The organism is Thalassolituus sp. UBA675, from assembly GCF_002297765.1.
GTDB lineage: Bacteria > Pseudomonadota > Gammaproteobacteria > Pseudomonadales > Oceanobacteraceae > Thalassolituus.
Genome location: NZ_DBNJ01000026.1, coordinates 293,454 through 313,217 on the forward strand (window position 1 = coordinate 293,454; position 19,764 = coordinate 313,217).

Below are 19,764 nucleotides of genomic sequence, written 5' to 3' on the forward strand. Positions count from 1 at the left end.
TTTGAAATAGCCTCCGCCTGAAGAGACCAATTGAATCGTGTTTTAATCAATCGATCTTTTGGTGACGTTTTTACGCCCTGAAAAGAGAGAGCCTCCGCGACCTTTTGGCTCTTTTGGTGGTGGCGCGGATGGCTTCTCTTTAGCGCGGTTGGCACGTGGCACGGAGCTCAATTCCTGATTGTCTTCACCGCTCTGTTTTCCTTTTGAAGCCTTTCCTTTCTGTGCTTTCTCTTTGCCTGCTTTTGTCTTCAATGTTTTACGCAGGTTGAGTTTACCAGGCCCTGTCGCGGGGACGCTGTGGTTTGGTACATGTCCGATAAGATCCTCGCGACGTAGTGCGCGGCCGATCAGAGTTTCAATGGCGGTCAGTGTGTCGACTTCATGGGCGGCGACCAGTGAAATCGCGATACCTTTTTCACCGGCGCGGCCGGTACGACCAATACGGTGAATGTAGTCGTGCGCGACAGGCGGCAGGTCATGATTGATGACCGCAGGTAAGTGTTCAATATCAATGCCGCGTGAGGCGACATCCGTCGTCACGAGAACTCGCAGGCGATGCTCGCGGAAGGCATCAAGAATGTCGTTACGCTCAGCCTGTGTTTTATCACCGTGCAGCACTTCCGCCTGAATGCCTTCTGATTTGAGGTGATCCGTCAGAGCGTCTGCACCTTTTTTGGTCTTGGTGAAGACCATTACCTGCTTCCATTTATTTTCAATCAGAAGCGAAGCAACGGCATTGCCTTTATCGCTGTGATCGACAGGGTGCAGCCACTGACGGACGTTTTCGCTAGTGCGGTTGGCGTCTTTCTGCCCGAGTTCGATGGCTCCGGGCATAAGCTCAGACGCAAGTTCGCGTACGGCATTATCAAATGTTGCCGAGAAAAGAAGGTTCTGGCGAACGTCGGGTAGTTTCTGAACAATGCGTTGCAGATCTTCGGCGAAGCCCAGATCCAGCAGGCGGTCTGCTTCGTCGAGCACCAGACACTGCAGATGCTCAAAACTGACACGATGACGGATCATGAGTTCGTACAGGCGACCTGGTGTGGCTACGACAGCGTCTGCGCCTTCGGCCATTTTATCTTCAATGGTGCGTGGGTTCTGTCCGCCGCAAAGGAGCAGACAACGGTGACCGCAGTTGCGTCCATAGTCCCGAAAATTCTCTGCCAGTTGCTGAGCGAGTTCACGCGTTGGCGCAATAATAAGTACTCGCGGGTAGCGATAACCTTCTTCTTCTGTGCGTGGGTGCTCGCTGAGTAATTGCAGAAGCGGAAGCATAAACGCTGCGGTCTTGCCCGTACCGGTTGGCGCTGCGGCCATCAGTTCGGTTCCCGCCAGGATATGAGGGATTGCGGCCTCCTGAATCGGGGTAGGTTCAGCGTATCCCAACGATGCCAGCCGTTTCAGAATGTTAGTGTCGTGCAACAGGCTGCGGAAGCTACTCATGACTGGTCTCCACCAAAGAGTGTCTCAGGCGTAAATTCGATGGACTGCTCGTCATTTCCTAGCCACATGGTGCCGTCCTGGATCGTCGCTTGCAGTCGCATGGTGCGGGTGCATAGTGACTCTAGCTGAGTGCAGGCATCGTCGGCGAGCTTAATTACGCTCAGCTTTGGGTATGCATGAATTTTATTTTCATGCTGTTTCCACCAGACATCAAATGCATTGCCCTGATAGCCGTACAGTTTGACTGACTGTGCTTTATTACACGCCTTTCGTAGACGTTTTTCATCAGGCTGGCCCAGTTCAATCCAAAGCTCCGTCTCATCGCTGTATGTGCGCTGCCAGAGATCAGGCTCGTCATCTGTGCTGATGCCTCGGGTAAATTCCAGACGTTCGTGTGCATTCAACGCGAATACCGCGATGCGGGTCATCATTCTCAGTATGGTTTCTGAGGGATGTTGGGCGATCGTCAGGGTGTGGGTCGCATAGTAGTCGCGATCCATGTCAGAGATCATCAGTTCAGCTTTGTAGATGGTGGCTTTCAGTGCCATGCCTGGATTCTCGAGCTTTGTGTACGGGAGAAGAAAGGTGCGTACTCTACTGCGATTGGTGGAGCTTGCATAGTATAAATACTTTTTACTTTAAGGATCATTCATGATTAATTATATATATTAATGTTGTTTAGGAGGTCATAAATGAGTGAGTATGATCTTGATCCACTGTCAGATCAGCAGATTCTGGCAAAGTTGGCCGGGCGGCTCCGGAGTGAGCGTCTCCAGCGTAACGTTACACAGCAGGCGCTGGCTGATCTCGCTGGGGTGGGAGTGGCCACACTGCGGCGTTTTGAGGGCGGAGAGGGCAATCTGAGTCTGCTTAATCTTATCGCTGTTTTACGCGCCCTCGGGCTTGTGCACCTGTTGGATGCATTGATTCGTGAGCCTGATGTCAGCCCGATAGCGAGCCTCCGAGAGAACGGTGCCGGGATTTATCGGGAGGCGCCCATACGTCAGAGGGCAAGACCTGAATCGTCATCGGCAGATGATGCAAGCTGGTCGTGGGGCGATGACGAATGATCAGCCTGGCGGAAGTGCAGCTTTGGGGACGCACAATAGGCGCTGTTCAATGGAACAGTGTGCGTCAGCTCGGCGTGTTCGAATATGCTCCTGAATTCCTACGCTCCGGCATAGAGTTGGCACCACTGCAGATGCCGTTAAGAGCGGGGCGTTTCAGTTTTCCACAGCTGGCTCATGAGACCTTTAAGGGCTTGCCGGGAATGTTGGCAGATGCCTTGCCGGACAAGTTCGGTAATCTCCTGATTGATCAGTGGCTGGTGGCACAAGGGCGTGATCCGGAGTCATTCAACCCTGTTGAACGTCTGCTCTACATTGGGCAACGAGGCATGGGGGCGCTGGAGTTTGCTCCGGCGACGCGAGGCCATGTAGGCGCTGGAACGCCAGTCGAGTTGTCCGAGTTGGTGTCGCTGGCGAATAAAGCCCTGAATCAGAAGCAGGGCCTTGCGGTAGAAATTATTGAAGGCGAAGAAGACGCTCAGGCGTTGAACCAGATTATTGCAGTGGGAACGTCGGCGGGTGGTGCACGTGCAAAAGCCGTCATCGCATGGAACGAGCAGACCGGAGAGGTGCGCTCCGGGCAGTGCGATACAGAAGCGGGCTTTCGGCACTATTTGCTCAAATTCGACGGCGTTGCGGCGAATCGTGATAAAGAATTGGCAGACCCTCAAGGTTATACCCGCATTGAATATGCATGCTATTTGATGGCACAGGCTGCGGGCATCGAGATGATGCCAAGTCGCTTACTTGAAGAAAACGGTCGTGCGCACTTTCTGACCCAGCGGTTTGACCGGTCTGAAACTGGCAAGAAGCTTCATATGCAAACGCTCTGTGGTATTGCTCATTACGATTTTAATGTGGCAGGCGGGTATTCTTACGAGCAGTGCTTTCGTGTGATTCGTCAGGTTGTGAAGAGTCAGGCACGCGTTGCTCAAGAGCAGCAGTTCCGGCGAATGCTGCTTAATCTGATGATACGTAATCAGGATGATCATACGAAGAATATTGGCTTTCTCATGAACCGTCAGGGGGTGTGGTCTCTGGCGCCCGCTTATGATGTAACTTATGCCTACAACCCTGATGGGGACTGGACTTCTACTCACCAGATGTCTGTCAACGGCAAGCGGGATCATTTTGCCCTTGATGACCTCATCGAATGCGGTAAAGCAGCGGACATTCGGGAGCGACAGGTTAAAGAGTTGATTAGCGAGGTGGGAGAGGCTGTCCGAGACTGGAGAAGGTTCGCCCAGGAGGCAGGCGTCCCGGAGGATTGGGCCGCCTCTATTGAATCGTCCTTCAGGAAGTTTTCAATTTAAAATATCGCTAATGATATACTGGTGTTAATTTATGCAATTTAGTGATCATTAATGATCTTTTGATTCGTTCCATTTGAACAACAGTAAACGTACACGCTCATCGCATGGCTGATGCCAGAAGTTGGTGTCTTCGTACCACTCTCCGAGCATGTCGAGGCCAGGCTCTGCCTGGCAGGCGCCGATCTCAATGGATGACTCTTTGCCGTAGGCATCATAGAGCTTTTCAAGAAGAAGCTCGCAGCGCTCTGCGTGGTCGGCTAGCAGAAACGGCTGATCAAGGTCTGCTTCCAGCTCGCGGATAACGGACCAGCCGGTTTCTCCCATCTGATAGAGAGTGTCCTGAGAAATACCATGCAGGTCTTCGAGTGCGAAATCCCAATCGTCCCAGTCATCGTCCGGTTGAATCAGAGTTGTCTTGACGGTGCCGTCCGCCAGAGACCAGGCGATTGCGACGGGGTGTGCGCTGTCTTCGTATGAGCTGGCATCAATCGCAACAAAAGACGGGTATTCCACGGCGGACTCCAGATATAAATCGATTAGTCAGGCGGCGAATTTACTTCGCCGCCGGTCGGTGTGCAATATTGCAGTGCAATAAGTCGTCGGGGTGCAGGAACTGCTCGGCGTCTGAGGCACTCACTGGGTGACCATAATAGAACCCTTGTGCGAGATCACAGCCGTTGCGGATCAGAAAATCAGCTTGCTCAGCGGTCTCAATTCCTTCAGCCACAATCAGCATATCGAGGTTTTTGCCTAACGTAATGATCGAAGCGGCAATGGCCTGATCGGCAGTGCTCGTGCTCAGGTCCTTCACAAACGTCCGGTCGATCTTGATGGCGTCGACGGGTAAGTTCTTCAGATAATTGAGTGATGAAAAGCCGGTGCCGAAGTCGTCAAGGTAAATAAATATGCCATGTTCTCTGAAATACTCGAGGACGTGGCGGGCATGAGTGAGGTCCTGCATCAGCAGGCTTTCAGTGATCTCAACTGAAATCAGCGAGGTTGGTATGCCTATTTCTTTAATCGTGCGGACGATATCCAGATGAAAATTCGGAATCAGGAACTGTCTTGGGGAAATATTGATGCTGATGTTGGCCTGGTAGCCTTGCTGGTACCACTCTTTTGCCTGGATGCATGCTTGCTCAAGAATCCAGAAACCAATCCGGCCGATCATGCCCGCATCTTCTGCGATATGGATGAAGCTCTCTGGTGATACGAACTCACCGTTAGACTTTGGCCAACGCAGTAACGCCTCAAAGCTGTGGAGGTGGCCAGTTGACATCCCCGGTCGTATATCGTGGAGGCACACCTTAGGTTGGTAATATAACTCCAGTGCGTTGCTTTCCAGAGCCTTGCGCAGACTGGTCTCAAGGGACATACGCTGAACGGCGATACGTTCCAGCGATGGCGTAAACAGATGGTAGCAATTTTTACCATTTGCTTTTGCACGGTACATGGCGATGTCGGCATTACGCATAAGAATGCCGACTTCTTCGCCATCGGTAGGGTAGATGGCTATACCCATAGAGGCGCCAATGACGAACTCTCTGCGTCCGAGGCGAATCGGATCACACAAGCGAAGCAGCAGATGCTCTGCGGACTCCAGTACTTCATCGTGGTGCTCGACGTGGTTGAACAGTACGATAAATTCGTCACCACCAACACGGGCCAGTGTGTCTCCTGGGCGCAATACTCCCTGAAGGCGTTGGGCGACCTCAATGAGCAACTCGTCCCCGGTACTATGACCAAGGCTGTCGTTGATGGTTTTAAAACCATCCAGATCCAGATAGCAAAGAGCAAAGCGCTTGTGTGTATCTGTGGCTTCTTCAATGGCCTCAGACAGTTTCTGCTGCAGGTGTACGCGGTTTGGCAAGCCGGTCAGGCTGTCATGGTACGCCTGGTAACTGATGGTCGCTTCTTTTTCACGGACTTCCGTAATATCGCGGATCATCCATATAAAGCCGGCAACTTCATGGTGATGTCCGTATATCTCCAGTGTTGTTCCGTCATGAAACTTGTATTCATCGAACGACGATTTACCGGGATCACGAATCGCCGCCAGTTGACTATGCAGCTTCGTTTTATCGCTGAACAAGGAGCAGGAGTAGTGGAACAGGTCGGTGCCCGACCGAGAAATGACTTCGTCCCGTGAGGTGCGGAGCAACTCTACGTAGCGGTCGTTGAACGCTACGACATGATCATCGTTGTCGACAACAAGAATGCCTTCGTTTGACGCATTGAGCGTGGCATTGAGTACTTCGTATGACTGACTCAGTTCCTGTTGTGACTTTCGTTGGGATTCAAGGTTGCGGGTCAGGGTAGCGTTCCGCTCCAGCATGGTACGCGCACTCTGCTCAAGCGTTTCCATGAGGTCGGACCGCTGTTGATCCAGTAATTCGTATGTTCGGTCAACGTCCCGGAGCAGCGCCTGAAAGTTTTCGGGCAGGCTCGCCTCTTCTCCGAGGTGTTGCTTTATGTGTTGCTCAAGCCTTTGGTGCATAGGGCCGCCAGGTACCTGTTTGTTTTTGTAGTTGTCGGTAAGCGTGGTGACGACCTGACGGGAGAATCAGGACGGCCTGACATCCGCTGGTTGCCGTGGCAGTGAATCGAGCGTATCCGGCTATTTTGTCCTGTCTGCATCTTCCGCTCTGACTTTTTAAGGAAGGTATGCAAGGCATCCGGAAAGAACTCGACTTTTGCTAGCGGCAACCGGCTTTTGTTGCTCGATTATTGCTCTATAAAACGGTTTGTTTAAACGTCTCTCGAGTGTGATAGATCACGAAACTCTGAGTTCTTCAGCGCCAGCAGTGCACTCTATCTCGTTTGTCTCATCTACCGTGATCGCGCGCGCTGGCGCTGCCGGCACGGAAAGCGCCTTAATGTGGCGATAGTGACCTTTGATGGCCGCCCGCATCGTTGGGTACGAGCGCAGCTCATAGCCCAGTTCTGCCGCTTTCTTTTCAACCATAGGGTGCAATTCAGCGTAATGCACATGGCTCACACGTGGGAACAGGTGATGTTCTGCCTGAAAATTCAGTCCTCCGAGAGCCCAGGTCAGAAAACGGCTGTCCGTGGCGAAGTCTACCGTAGTACGCATCTGATGTACGGCCCACTCGTCCGGTAATACACCACGTTCGTCCGGGCGGGGGAATTCAGCTTTGTCTACGACATGTGCCAATTGGAAGATAACGGCGAACAGGAAGCCCAGAAAAGCGTGCATCAGAAGAAAACCGAGCAGTGCTGGGCCAGTTCCCAAAGCAGCCATTGGAATCAGCAGATACAGGGTCACGTAGATGGCTTTCGATGCCCAGAACTCCACATGGTCAGCGAGCTTCATGCGGTGCGAATAATCCCTGCGGGCAATTTTCTGGCTGCCATAGGCTTTAAAATCCAACGCAAAGAACCAGAACAGACTGGTAATCAGGTACAGGAACCAGACATAAAAATGCTGATATTTGTGAAATGGGCGATGCGGTTGATGAGGGCTCATCCGGAACAGTCCGAGAGCGTCGATATCCTCGTCCGCCTCGTCGACATTGGTAAAGGCGTGATGATTGCGATTGTGCTTCTGTGCCCAGTAGTAGCGATTACTACCAACGAGGTTGAAGGACATCGCCATCAGGCGATTGACCTTGCGAGAACCGCTGAAAGATTCATGTGCACCGTCGTGCATGATATTGAACCCGACCAGTGCTGTAGCTATGCCATGCAGTGCCCAGGCAATGTAATGCATTGAGCCAGACAGACCGTAGATGAGCAGGTAGCTCCCTACGTACAGCAGGGCAATAAAAATGGCTTTATTATGCAGGCGATCATCGCCGGTTTTCCTGATTCCTTTCTCTCTGAAGAAACGGGTCACTTCTCCAGATAATTCCTGATATACCGGGCGTTTGCCGGACTGAAAGTGTACGTGAGACATGTTAATTATTCTTTAGTTATGAGGCCGCAGCCTGTGCTTTTCGGACGCTCGTTTCTTCCACTTCCGTATGGACAATCAGCGCCTCAAAGTTATCGTTATTATACAGGTGTTGTGAAACTATGGTTGGAAATATTGTGACTCAGGACACATGTTTGGTCAGTTTTCGGTAATTTAATGGTGTGATTCCCATCCATTTCCGAAACGCCCTCACGAAGTTTGACGTGTCTGTGTAACCTAGTTGCTCGGCGATTTCTGAAACCTTCATGCTCGAGTTGCCAAGCAGTCTTGTGGCCTGTTCACGTCTTACTTCTTCAACCATTTTTCGGAAACTGGTGTTGAGCTGTGCCAGTTGCCGGTTGAGGGATCGGGCGCTGATACGCAGGCGCTCTGCAACATCTTCTAGTGATAGGCCGCTGCCGTAACTGATCAGTAGCGTACGGACGCGTGACGCAAGATCGATGTGCTCACCCGGCGCTTCCGCCAGTAGCCGCTCGCATTCCTGCTCCGCGCTATGACGAGCAACGCTGTTCGCTGTAGATACCTCGAGGCTCAGAGCTGCTTTGGGTAATACAAGTTCATACTGATCACAGTTAAATTCGACGTCGCAGCCTAACAGTTGTTCATAGAAAGCCACTGGTCGCTGTGCTGACTCGACCAGTCTGATGATTGGAGCCAGGATGTCACTATTGCGGGTCAAAAAACGCGCAATTGTTACCAGCGTCGATAGAATGTTGTGAGCAATAAAAGGGTAGGAGTCGGGCAGGGCGGCAGCTCTGATAATCTCCAGAGCGCATTCATCCTGCCCCTGACGAAATCGAATGCGCGCCAACCCGGTACGGGTGCCTGCGTAACGTACCGCCAACGAGAGACCCTCGCCCAGAGTTTCGCTCGCCATCACCGCAAAACCGAGAAAGCCATGGCTTGCGATGCTCATTCTTCGCCCATGCTCCAGCCCCAGCAGGGGATCGTTTGACAGGCGATAGGCGTTGCGTACGATCTGGTCATACTCACGCGCTGAGATATGTGTGCCGGGTTGTCCGAGCGCCCGTGGCGAAAGGCGGGTATTTGTGACTAACTGTGCCGGGCTTATCCCTCGGTTAGCCAGCAGCTCCAGCAAGGGGATCAGGTACTCGTTAGTAAACAGCGGGTGAACTGCGGATATATCCTGACGTCCGGGCATGGTAAACCTGATACAATGTGTGGCGGTAAATGACCAAAATGATGTCACGAATATCACTTTCGCTCAAACTCGCTTTGCTTCATAGTCTGGGCGCGTTAAAAACGATCAAATAAACAGGGGAAAAACCTATGGATGCGTCTTTCTGGGACGGCAAACGTGCGCCCGGTATCGTTGATACCATCAATGTGAATGAATACGATTCGGTTGTTGAATGCATTGACAGTGCGTTCAAGCGCTACGCTGACCGCAAAGCATTCACCAGCGTAGGCTACACTCTGACCTATCGTGAAATCGACGAGTACAGTGCTGCATTCGCATCCTATCTCCAGAACCATACTACCCTGCAGCCAGGCGATCGTGTCGCGGTTCAGATGCCGAACATTATGCAGTGTCCGATTGCGGTATACGGCGTTCTTCGTGCCGGTATGATTCTTGTGAACACGAACCCGCTGTACACTGAACGCGAAATGCTTCATCAGTTCAACGACTCAGGCGCTAAAGCCCTGGTGTGCATGGACATGTTCGCTAAATCTGTACAGAGCATCCTGCCAGAAACGGGCCTGAAGCACGTTATTGTGACCAGCCTTGCAGACATGCTGCCATTCCCTAAGCGTCAGCTGATCAATGCTGCTGCTAAATACATCAAGAAAATGATCCCGGATTACTCGTTGCCAACCGCTGTGCGTTTCCGTAAAGCGCTGAGCCTGGGTAAGTCTGCGGGTGCCTATAAGAAGAACCACATCACTGGTCACGACAGTACTATCGTTCTGCAGTACACCGGTGGTACAACAGGTGTTGCGAAGGGCGCTGAGCTGACCAACCTGAACCTGATTGCGAACATGCTGCAGGCGCGTGCCAACATGGCACAGGTTGATGATAACGGTAAGCCACTGAAACCAGCCGAAGGCGCTACTGTAGTAGCTCCGCTGCCTCTGTATCACATCTACTCGTTCACTGTTCACCTGATGGCGATGCTGGATTCTGGTGATCACAGCATCCTGATCGCGAACCCTCGTGACCCAGGCATGTTCATTAAAATGATCAAGCCTCATCGTCTGGACGGTTTTGTTGGTCTGAACACACTGTTTGTCGGGCTGTTGAACCACCCTGAATTTAAAGAGTGTAACTTCGAGCACCTGAACCTGACTCTGTCAGGCGGTACTGCTCTGATGGATGACACTGCCAAGCGTTGGAAAGAAACCACAGGTTGCGGTATCTCAGAAGGTTATGGTCTGACTGAATGTTCGCCAATTGTTGCGGTTAACCCAGCGGCTGGTCTTGAGCGTCTTGGTACTGTGGGCCAGGCTGTTCCGGGCACGTCACTGAAGTGTATCGACGATCAGGGTAACGAAGTGCCTCAGGGCGAGCGCGGTGAGCTGTGCGTTAAGGGTCCTCAGGTAATGAAAGGTTACTGGAACCGTCCTGAAGCGACCGCTGACTCTTTCACTGAAGACGGCGAATGGCTGAAGACCGGTGACGTTGCTGTTATCGATGACGATGGTTTCGTGAAGATCGTTGACCGTATCAAAGACATGATCCTGGTATCTGGCTTCAATGTTTATCCAAACGAAATTGAAGAAGTTGTGGCAGCGCATCCTGCTGTTGAGAACTGTGCCGCGATCGGTATTCCGGATGCGAAGAGTGGTGAAGCAGTGAAACTGTTCATTATCTCTACCGATAAGAACCTCACTGCGGATGACATCAAAGCTCACTGCCGTGAAAATCTGACCGGTTACAAACAGCCTAAGTACATTGAGTTCCGCGATGAACTGCCAATGACTCCGGTTGGTAAGATTCTCCGTCGTGAGCTGAAAGACGAAGAAGCTGCTAAGAACAAAGAAGCTGAGCCGGCTTAATTCCGCTCGGTACTTTGTTGCAATTTGCTGAAAATAGAAACGGCCCCTCATGCAGGGGCCGTTTTGTTTCTTGACCTATCTCAATAACACCCGCAGAACCCCCCGGACTTACCAGTGTGACACCCTCTGTTGGTCATCGCGGCCAATCGCTGCTTCTGGCTGCCGCTGAAAGAATGCTGATGGTAGCTACAACATCACCGGGACTAAGATTTTTATTTCTTCGGGTGAACACGACTTTACCGACAACATTATTCATATCGTACTTGCCCGTCTTCCTGATGCGCCTGCAGGCACAAAAGGTATCTCGCTGTTTATCGTGCCTAAGCTGAATGTGAACGACGATGGTAGTGATGGCGAGACGAACAACGTGACCTGCGGTTCTATCGAGCACAAAATGGGTATTCACGGTTCGTCTACCTGTGTCATGAACTTCGACGGTTCTAAAGGCTTCCTGATCGGCCCTGAGAATAAGGGCCTGCACTGCATGTTCACCTTCATGAACACGGCTCGTCTGGGTACTTCTATTCAGGGTATCGGTGCGGCTGAACTGTCGTTCCAGGGCGCACTGCCATATGCCAAAGAGCGTCGTTCAATGCGCTCCCTGAGCGGTAAGAAGAGTCCGGACAAAGTGGCTGATGCACTGATCGTTCACCCGGACGTACGTCGTATGCTGCTGACTCAGAAAGCCATCGCCGAAGGCGGTCGTGCCATGCTGTATTATGCAGCGACGCTGGCAGACAAAATGATGGCCTCACATGCTGCAGGCGATATGAAAGGCTACGAGGACTGGGACGACAAACTAGGCTTCCTGACGCCAATCATGAAAGCGGGTCTGACAGAACTGGGTTACGAAGCGGCGAACCACGGTGTTCAGGTATACGGTGGTCACGGCTTTATTAAAGAATGGGGCATGGAGCAGATCATCCGTGATACTCAGATTGCCAAGCTGTACGAAGGTACTACAGGCGTTCAGGCACTCGACCTGCTGGGTCGTAAGATCCTGCTGGGCCGTATGAAGTCATTTGATGATTTCCGCGCTGTGGTAAACCAGTTCATTAAGAACCACAAAAATACCAAAGAGATGAAGCCGTTCATCAAGCAGCTGAAGCGGGCGATGATTGCCTGGCGTCTGAACACTTTCCGTATTGCGTTCAAAGCACGAAAAGACCGCGACATGGTAGGTGCTGCGTCAGTCGATTACCTGATGTACTCGTGCTACATCGTGATGGCGTTCTTCTGGGCGAAAATGGCGGATGCTGCTTACACTAACATCGCTGAGGGGAAAGATGTCGATTTTCATAAAGCGAAAATTCAGACCGCAGAATTTTATTATGATCGTCTTCTGCCTCGAGCGAAAGCACACAGGAAAATGATGCTAAAAGATCCGAAGTCTCTGATGCAGATGGATGAGGAGAGCTTTGCTTTTCTGTAAGTGAGATCTGACGATAATAAAACGGCCAGCAAATGCTGGCCGTTTTATTGTCCGGGGAATATTAATCAGGCTTCGACTTCGCTTTCATCATCGTCATGCACTGACTTGTCAGAGTAATCATAGAGCGCGATTGAAAGATCAATATCGAGCGTATTCTCATCGCTTAACTGGCGGTTCAGATCGCCATGGAAGCGGGTTGTGGTGATATGTTCAGCCAGACCAAAGTGCGGATGAGGCGTTACTTCGTCGGTGCCTTCCGGGAGTGCCAGTGAGAAGTGAACCTGTGCCATGGCACCTTTTACTTCCGCACTGGATTTGAGAAGGGTTGCACGTTCCAACATTGGCTCTCGTTCGAGAATTAGGCTGATCAGGAATGACAGCAGTCCGGCCGGTTCTGATATCACTAAAGAGAATGGCATCTGAGTCACGGTTCGGACAGACTTAAGAATCTCAGATTCGTGTAGCAGGTCGTCGAAGAGCTTCGGCAGATCAACAGCGCCCTGGCCCTCGTTGGTGCAATGGCGCAGATACTCGCGCATGACCGGCATTCTGCCTGGGAGGTCTGCACCTTCTGGGTAGTGCTCTTCCATTTCTGCAAGCAGCCACTTCTTGAACTCATTCGTCGACTGCTGATTCACCTGAGCATTTTTCTGCTCCAGACGGGTCTCGAGGCGCCTTACTGTTTCACGGGCCTTCTGTTGCTCTGTGTACAGCTGCTCCGTGCGCTCGGTGACTTTATTCTCAAGTGACGCTGCTAACTCATGAGCACGGCGGGTTGCAGACTGTTCGCGGGTTTTATCCAGCATGCAGATCAGAACTTCACGAGGGCGCGATTCACTGAACTGGAGCGTTTGCATGGTGATATCGAAATAGCACTTCTCATTGCGGAAGTTGGCAATGGTAAATTCGCCATGCAGTCGCGATATGCGGCCAAGCAATAACTGGTTAATCTTTTCCCGCTGCTCCGGACCTTTAAGCCCCCGAACCATGTCACGGATATGTTCCATCGCACTGGGCATGGACTCCAACTCCTGGCGCGTGGTCGCCAGATGCCGTGCAAAGTGGTTATTACATTGAAGATGGTCAGACTCAGGCAGGTATCTCGCAAAGCCCAGAGAGGCGTTGTCAATTGCGACTGTCAGCTGCTCTTTGGTTTCGACCAGCTGCTCTCGGGCCTGCTCCCGTTCCTGGGCGTCACTGCGAAGGGTTTCGCGCATGCGGTTAATTGCGTTGGCGACCATGTCGAGCTCATCTGATCGCTTATGTTGATCGCTGAACTGCAACGGATCATCAAGATTATTCAGGCTGAAGGTGTGTGCCCACTGGGCCATCACATCTAACCGGCGGGTAATCAGCAGGCGTACCATAACAAGGATGAAAATAGAGACTGAAAAAGTCTTTATAAACTGGGTGCCGATGATGGTGACTGCTTTGTGCTTGAGATCATCATAGAGGCCGGTGTAGTTCACATTCAGGTAAAGGTTACCGAGCTCGTATTCCTGAGAAGCGCTCTGGTGCGTCAGCGGAAACGAATAATGAAGGTCCGCGGCGGCATAAATATCTCCCGCGCTCTGTACCAGCTTCTCACGACTTTCGATGTAGACGTAAACCACACCCGGGAAGTTGAGGATACCGGAGAGCTGAGATTCGATCTGGCGGTTGTCAAAGTTCCAGAGGCTGTAGCTGATACTTTCCTGGTAACTGGCGTGGATCTGATCGAGGTTGCTGCGGTATTGGCTGACACCGCGGCGGTAATCAGAATAGAGTACAAAGCCCGAGGCCAGGACACTGACGATAAAGCTGAAAGCCAGAAGATATGACAGCAGACGCACGCCAACGTGGCTTTTCTGAACGAATTCCTGATCAGTCTGTTTCTGCGGGCTACTCAAGTCCTGTGTCCTGCAATTATGAAAGTTATACTCGTTTTGTAACTATAGGCCAGAAAACAAATTTTGACGACCAGAGATCAACAGGGTCATATTCTCTGGCTTGTTTCGTACATTCTTCGCCGAAAATTGACATAGATCGTGCTTCGCGCCTGTGAACCGTTCGTTGTTGTTTTGTTCTTGATTTGTATCAAATGACGTCAATGTCATTTACGTATTCTGGCTGTGTTTTCTATTGCACAGACATAAGGAGTGCGCGATGAAACTGATGAAAACCCTGATCGCTGGTGCTGTATCAATGGCTTTCCTTCCTGCCGTTCCCGCATTTGCATACGAAGCTGGGGATATTATCGTTAAAGCTGGCGTAATCAATGTTATTCCGAAAGATGGCAACGCCGATACCAGTGCTCTGGTGCCAGATTCAGAGTTGGATATCGATAGCAATATTCAACTCGGGCTGACCGGTGTTTATATGGTCAATCAGTACCTCGGTGTGGAATTGCTTGCTGCAACACCTTTTGAACACACTGCCGAAGGTGATGGTGGGGCGATCGACGGTGCCGATGTTCTGACTACGAAACACCTTCCGCCTACTTTATCAGCGCAATACTACCCTATGGGCGCGGACTCTGCGATTCAGCCATATGTTGGTTTAGGCGTAAACTACACCTTCTTCTTTGACGAAGAGGATGATGCTGGCCTTGGCTCTAACGGACTGAAACCAAGCTTTGGCTTAGCATACAGCGCCGGTGTTGATTATATGATCAATGATAACTGGTTGGTTAACGCTTCTCTCTGGAAAGTGGATATCGACACTGAGGTAAAAGGTGGCGCTGCGGATGGCCTGGATGTCGAGATTGATCCTGTCGCCTTTATGGTTGCGTGCGGCTATAAGTTCTGAGCAGCCATCATGACCAATAAAAAAACCGGGCGATTGCCCGGTTTTTTTTATTGCTATTGGTTTTACAGCACAGGCGCTATAAGGCGAAGCAGGCGCGCAAGAAGCTGCTTCCACCAGCGCTGATCGACGTGAGTAGGGCGACAATGGTCGAGGTCATCAAGCATCATCGCCTCGATTTCAGCAGCGAACTCTTTGTCTTTAATCAGAGCGCCAATTTCGAAGTTGATGCGCAGCGAGCGGTTATCCAGATTGGCACTGCTAACGCACGACCACTCATCGTCTACCAATAGAACTTTCTGATGAAGGAAGCCCGGTGTGTAAGTGTAAAACTGCACCTGAGCTTTCTGTAAGGAGGCGACATAGCTGCGGTTCGCCTGAGCTACCATCCAGTTATCAGAGATACCCGGAAGAATAATCCTGACATCAACTCCACGCAGGCCAGCCAGTTGAAGCGCAGCATAGACGTTCTGGTCCGGAACGAAATACGGGCTCACAATCCAGCAGCGCTCTGTGGCGGTGTTAATCATGTGCGTAAAGAACAGGCTGCCGCTGTCGTAGTAATCGGCGGGACTTGGGTTAATGCACATCACCTTGCGATTGCCCATCACCTGTGGCGATTCCCAACACAGTACCGGAGTATCACCTGTCGCCCACATCCAGTCTTCACAGAAGGATAACTGAAACGCCAGCGATACCGGGCCGGACACACGCATGTGCGTGTCACGCCAGTGGCCAATTTCCGGGTCTTTGCCCAGATACTCGATGCCCACGTTATGGCCGCCCACGAAGGTTGTGTGATCATCGATAATCACCAGCTTACGGTGGTTGCGGAAGTTGATGTTGGTCCGGTTGCGCAGTTTGAGTGGGTTAAAGCGAGATACTTCTATGCCAGCATCTGTCATCTGCCTGATGAAATTCTTATCCAGACCACCAGAGCCGATTTCATCATAAAGCAGGTAGACCCTGACACCTTCAGCCACTTTCTGGCACAGTACATCAGCAAAGCACTGTCCCAGAGCATCGTCGCGGAAAGTATAAAACTGCACGCAGACGGTATGCCGCGCTGTTCTTATGGTGTTCAGAATCGCATTGAAGGTATCGTGTCCGTTAATCAGTAGCTGAGTGTCATTGCCATCCAGCATCGGGACGCGAAAAAGTCTCTGTAGTGGCAGGGTGGTCGTGTCAGGCGACAGTACAGCATCAGTCAGAGTTTTACGGATCTGCCGCTGACGTTTAGCCAGGTGCGTGTCCTTTTTTCGGCGAGCGCGACGATAACCTCTGAAGCGGCGACTACCAAAGAGAAGATAAACGGGAAGGGCTACCAGTGGCATCAATATCAGAGCAAGTACCCAGGCGGCTGTTCCCTGCGCGGTCCGGCCTTGCCACAAAGCGTCAGCGGCGGCTGCTATGCCGCCGATGTATAAGAGGATGGGCCACACCCACCAGGCAAAAGCTTCCATAATCTTCCTGAGACGACTTTAAGTCATGTGAAAAGGCGCCTGGCGCCATTCGATATCAGACGGGTCAGCAGGTGAGGTGGCTTGTAATCAGAGGCCGACGAGTCTCATGAATTCTTCACGGGTCGCCTGATTAGCGCGAAAGTCACCCTTCATCACCGAGGTGCGCATCATTGAGTTCTGCTTCTGTACGCCACGCATCATCATACACATGTGCTTGGCTTCAACGATGACACCTACACCACGACAGCCCGTGACTTCTTCGACGGCTTCCGCGATCTGTTTCGTCATGTTCTCCTGAATCTGAAGTCGACGTCCGAACATGTCAACAATTCGCGCGAACTTGGAGAGGCCGAGTACTTTACCGTTTGGCAGGTAACCAATATGGCATCGGCCGATAAATGGCAACATGTGGTGCTCACACAGTGAGTAAAACTCGATGCCCTCTACTACAACCATTTCGTCGTTATCGCTGCTGAATACGGCACCGTTGACTACTTCATCGATTTTGGTCTCGTAACCACTGGTCAGGAACTGCATCGCTTTCGCAGCTCGTTTGGGTGTATCCAGAAGGCCTTCGCGTGAGACGTCTTCGCCTAATTCAGTTAATACATCACTGTAAAGTGATTCTAGTTTCGACATTTTGGTTCCGTCGCTTATTCAGATTTGAAGTAATAGTACTTAATTCGATGAAACTTATACAGGGTTTTGTGCTTGTATAAGTTTTATTGTGTTATCGGCCAGTCGAATGGCATTCGTTTTACGCGCTCGCCAAGCTCAGAAAGGTAGCCAGCGACGCCATCAGGCTCATGTCTTCCGGTCCAGTGCAACCATGTATGGCTCCCGGTTTCTCCAGGCAGACCGCTTTCCGCCGAAACCCTTATTTCTGAGATATTTACTGACCTTGTTGAGACTGCAGCACGGAGTATTTTATCGGTCTGGCGAGCAATTGCTTCACCTGAGTCAATCCAGTGATGATCCGGCCAGAGATGTTCTAATTCGTTGCGCAGAAGTGGGTAGTGTGTACAGCCAAGTACAATGGCTTTCATGTCCGGGTATGTCTCCAGCCAGGGGCCAAGGTGGGCCTCAAGTTCTGAACTGACGTCCTCGCCGGAGATCGCACGCTCCGCGTAACTGACCAGCAGTGGGCTTCCAAAACGGTGAACTTCGAAGCCTTCAGCGAAGTCTGATATGAGGTTGTCGGTGTATGGGCGCTTCACCGTCGCGGGAGTTGCGAGAAGACCGAATGAGGTATCAGCCGAACTCGCGCAATACCCGGCGGCGACTCTCACCGCGGGCACAACGCCCACAACTGGGATGTCGAGTACTTCACGGAGTAATGGCAGGGCTAACGTACTGGCAGTGTTGCAAGCGAGAACAAGTACCGCAGGATCGAAGCGCTCGACTGCTGCCTTGCATAATTCAGGGATTCGGCGTTCAAGGAGGCTATCACTCTGATTACCGTACGGAAAACAGGCTGTGTCCATCAGGTAATGAAAGCGCGTTACCGGGAGTTTCTTGCGGACCTCACGAAGTATCGACAGACCACCGGCGCCAGAGTCAAAAATCAGGATGCTGTTGTCTCGGGAAACATGAGGCGTGGAGGTAACCACTGAAGAGAAGTCCGCAGGTTAGTCAGTATTGCCGGCATTCTATCAAAGAAATTTCGCTCATGCCGGGCAAAAATCAGGACAGCGTCTACACTGAGTGGAACGGGAGAGGACGAACCTTGGAACTAGCGGAATTACTCGAAAACGCCCGCCGCAATGAAGCGCTGCTGCAGCGTCTACAGGCGTTTGAACTGCAATTACTGTCAGCTCAGAACTGGCAGGATTTTCTGACCTTACTTCTTGAAGCTCTGCCTTCTCAGTTTGACCTCGACGCTGTCAGTTTACGTATCTGTGACCCAGATGGAGAACTGAAAGCCTCGATGCTCCAGTCTCTCGATATCGATCAGGGAGCATTGCTTAATCAGATCGAATTCAAAGTCAGCTTACCCATAAGCAAAGCCGATGTTATCGACACACCACCACCGTGGCGTTCGGGTCTGCGTTTGCCTTTAATGCGCAGTGGCGAATACATTGGCCAGCTATGTATGTTTTCATCTCGAGAAGATCGTTTTACCGCCGGTATGGCGACCGATTTTATGCAGCATCTGGCGGCAGTGATCGCTGCTTGCCTGGTGATGGTGCGGCAGTCTGAGGCACAGGCGCTGATGGCACTGACTGATCCACTCACTGGCGCTGAAAATCGTCGGGGGTTTGATCGTGTTTATCGGCGTGAATGGGCCAGAGGGCAGCGGCAGCATCATGTATTTGCGATGGTGCTGATGGATATCGATCACTTCAAAAAGGTCAACGATATTCACGGCCACGGCACAGGTGATCGCGTACTGAAGACGTTATGCCGGACATTGAAATCGACCATACGACCCACCGATCACATCGGACGCCTCGGCGGAGAGGAGTTCGCATTGATTCTGCCTGGTTGCCAGCCAGATCAATTAATTGCGGTGGTTTCCCGGGTTCAGGAGTCGATTCGTGAAATGTCGGTATTGAATGACTCGGGCAAGCGTGTGCCCGTGACGGCGTCGGGGGCTTTTATTGCAGTCACGCCACGTCCGCATCAGGATCTGTCAGTCGAGCAGGTGCTCGATCATCTGGATAAGTATCTGTACAAAGCAAAAGCGGCCGGCCGGGATCGGTTCCTGCCGGCGGCATCTGCCTGAGCGTTACTCAGGAGCTTCGGTAAACAGTAGAGTAAAGGTCACGGGCACAGTCGTTGAAATTCGATCCAGACCTGCGACTTCGCGCAGCGCTTCGACACCTTTTGCCAGTTTAAATTCGCCAGCATTCACTAATACTGGGGATTGGGTGGTAACAATCACGTGACCGTCGGCAGCCGCAGTAGCGAGCACATCCGCTTCAATGTCTTTCTTCTCGCCGTGCAATTCGAGAGTCAGCGGTAATAAAGACGTTGCGGTTTCGCCGTTTTTAAGCGCCAGCATCATGGTTTCCGGCAGGTCGGCAGAAACTGTGGCTGTGGCATAGTCAGAGACGTTGAAAAGCATGGATTGCATGCGTTCGTTGCGGATGCCAATGCCGGTTTCAACACTGGTCAGATCAATCGCAATCTCTGCATTACCCTTATCGCTGACTGAGCCAGAAACCTGAGTAAACTCATGAACTTCGGTAATGTTGGTGTTTTTCGTACTCAGAAATTTCACTGAAGAATCCGGACTCAGTGTCCATTCAGCATAACTTAGTGGGGCGGCAAGAATTAGCAGGGTAGAAGTCAGGAGTTTCATAATTGG

The 19,764-nt window shown here is 51.6% G+C and carries 16 protein-coding genes and 1 pseudogene; 6 read left to right on the top strand and 11 right to left on the bottom strand.

What is annotated here, in order from left to right; translation table 11 throughout:
* Positions 1-42 precede the first annotated feature (42 nt).
* Positions 43-1,443 carry a DEAD/DEAH box helicase gene (locus B3007_RS12045; RefSeq protein WP_301377335.1) on the bottom strand — a complete coding sequence of 467 codons (1,401 nt, stop codon included), beginning with the start codon at positions 1,441-1,443 and terminating at the stop codon, positions 43-45.
* Positions 1,440-1,991, bottom strand: coding sequence for a YaeQ family protein (locus B3007_RS12050; protein ID WP_068439536.1), 552 nt, complete (start codon positions 1,989-1,991; stop codon positions 1,440-1,442). The genes B3007_RS12045 and B3007_RS12050 overlap by 4 nt, the downstream gene beginning before the upstream one ends.
* A 144-nt stretch (positions 1,992-2,135) precedes the next feature.
* Between B3007_RS12050 and B3007_RS12055 the strand changes: the two genes are divergently transcribed.
* Positions 2,136-2,513 carry a helix-turn-helix domain-containing protein gene (locus B3007_RS12055; protein ID WP_068439534.1) on the top strand — a complete coding sequence of 126 codons (378 nt, stop codon included), beginning with the start codon at positions 2,136-2,138 and terminating at the stop codon, positions 2,511-2,513.
* Positions 2,510-3,823 (top strand): type II toxin-antitoxin system HipA family toxin, encoded by a 1,314-nt coding sequence (locus B3007_RS12060; protein ID WP_068439533.1) that lies wholly within the window; start codon positions 2,510-2,512, stop codon positions 3,821-3,823. The genes B3007_RS12055 and B3007_RS12060 overlap by 4 nt, the downstream gene beginning before the upstream one ends.
* Before the next feature lie 48 nt (positions 3,824-3,871).
* Here B3007_RS12060 and B3007_RS12065 read toward each other — a convergent pair whose 3' ends face one another.
* From B3007_RS12065 to B3007_RS12080, 4 genes are all read right to left on the bottom strand, one after another.
* On the bottom strand, positions 3,872-4,336 hold the full coding sequence (locus B3007_RS12065; protein WP_068439532.1) for a hypothetical protein: 465 nt from the start codon (positions 4,334-4,336) through the stop codon (positions 3,872-3,874).
* A gap of 40 nt (positions 4,337-4,376) precedes the next feature.
* Positions 4,377-6,320, bottom strand: coding sequence for a putative bifunctional diguanylate cyclase/phosphodiesterase (locus tag B3007_RS12070; RefSeq protein WP_301377334.1), 1,944 nt, complete (start codon positions 6,318-6,320; stop codon positions 4,377-4,379).
* Between the two features lie 276 nt (positions 6,321-6,596).
* Positions 6,597-7,739 (bottom strand): fatty acid desaturase family protein, encoded by a 1,143-nt coding sequence (locus tag B3007_RS12075; protein ID WP_301377333.1) that lies wholly within the window; start codon positions 7,737-7,739, stop codon positions 6,597-6,599.
* A gap of 139 nt (positions 7,740-7,878) precedes the next feature.
* Complete coding sequence (locus tag B3007_RS12080) at positions 7,879-8,919, bottom strand: AraC family transcriptional regulator (RefSeq protein ID WP_301377332.1); 1,041 nt, start codon at positions 8,917-8,919, stop codon at positions 7,879-7,881.
* Positions 8,920-9,047: 128 nt separating this feature from the next.
* Here B3007_RS12080 and B3007_RS12085 point away from each other — a divergent pair, with 128 nt between their 5' ends.
* A complete protein-coding gene (locus tag B3007_RS12085) occupies positions 9,048-10,775 on the top strand; it encodes an AMP-binding protein (RefSeq protein ID WP_068439524.1) in 1,728 nt (575 codons plus the stop codon).
* Between the two features lie 175 nt (positions 10,776-10,950).
* Positions 10,951-12,207 (top strand): annotated as a pseudogene (locus B3007_RS12090) (acyl-CoA dehydrogenase C-terminal domain-containing protein); the annotation flags it as partial.
* Positions 12,208-12,272: 65 nt separating this feature from the next.
* Here B3007_RS12090 and B3007_RS12095 read toward each other — a convergent pair.
* Complete coding sequence (locus tag B3007_RS12095; protein WP_301377330.1) at positions 12,273-14,096, bottom strand: HAMP domain-containing protein; 1,824 nt, start codon at positions 14,094-14,096, stop codon at positions 12,273-12,275.
* A 256-nt stretch (positions 14,097-14,352) separates the two neighbouring features.
* On the opposite strand from B3007_RS12095, the gene B3007_RS12100 reads away from it, so the two are divergent.
* The gene (locus tag B3007_RS12100; RefSeq protein WP_301377329.1) at positions 14,353-14,994 is read left to right on the top strand and encodes an OmpW/AlkL family protein; all 642 of its coding nucleotides are present in this window, start codon (positions 14,353-14,355) and stop codon (positions 14,992-14,994) included.
* 62 nt (positions 14,995-15,056) lie between these two features.
* Here B3007_RS12100 and cls read toward each other — a convergent pair whose 3' ends face one another.
* The 3 genes from cls to murI form a co-directional block, all read right to left on the bottom strand.
* Positions 15,057-16,454, bottom strand: coding sequence for a cardiolipin synthase (gene cls, locus B3007_RS12105; protein ID WP_301377328.1), 1,398 nt, complete (start codon positions 16,452-16,454; stop codon positions 15,057-15,059).
* An 87-nt stretch (positions 16,455-16,541) separates the two neighbouring features.
* Positions 16,542-17,093 (bottom strand): GTP cyclohydrolase I FolE, encoded by a 552-nt coding sequence (folE, locus tag B3007_RS12110; protein ID WP_068436502.1) that lies wholly within the window; start codon positions 17,091-17,093, stop codon positions 16,542-16,544.
* An 83-nt stretch (positions 17,094-17,176) separates the two neighbouring features.
* Positions 17,177-18,064: a glutamate racemase gene (gene murI / locus B3007_RS12115; RefSeq protein ID WP_301377325.1), complete on the bottom strand. Its 888-nt coding sequence runs from the start codon at positions 18,062-18,064 to the stop codon at positions 17,177-17,179.
* Between the two features lie 116 nt (positions 18,065-18,180).
* Between murI and B3007_RS12120 the strand changes: the two genes are divergently transcribed.
* Positions 18,181-19,179, top strand: a complete 999-nt coding sequence (locus tag B3007_RS12120) for a DUF484 family protein (RefSeq protein WP_301377324.1) — start codon at positions 18,181-18,183, stop codon at positions 19,177-19,179.
* 3 nt (positions 19,180-19,182) lie between these two features.
* Here the strand turns inward: B3007_RS12120 and B3007_RS12125 are convergent, their stop codons facing one another.
* Positions 19,183-19,758: a YceI family protein gene (locus B3007_RS12125; protein WP_297531933.1), complete on the bottom strand. Its 576-nt coding sequence runs from the start codon at positions 19,756-19,758 to the stop codon at positions 19,183-19,185.
* Positions 19,759-19,764: the final 6 nt, after the last annotated feature.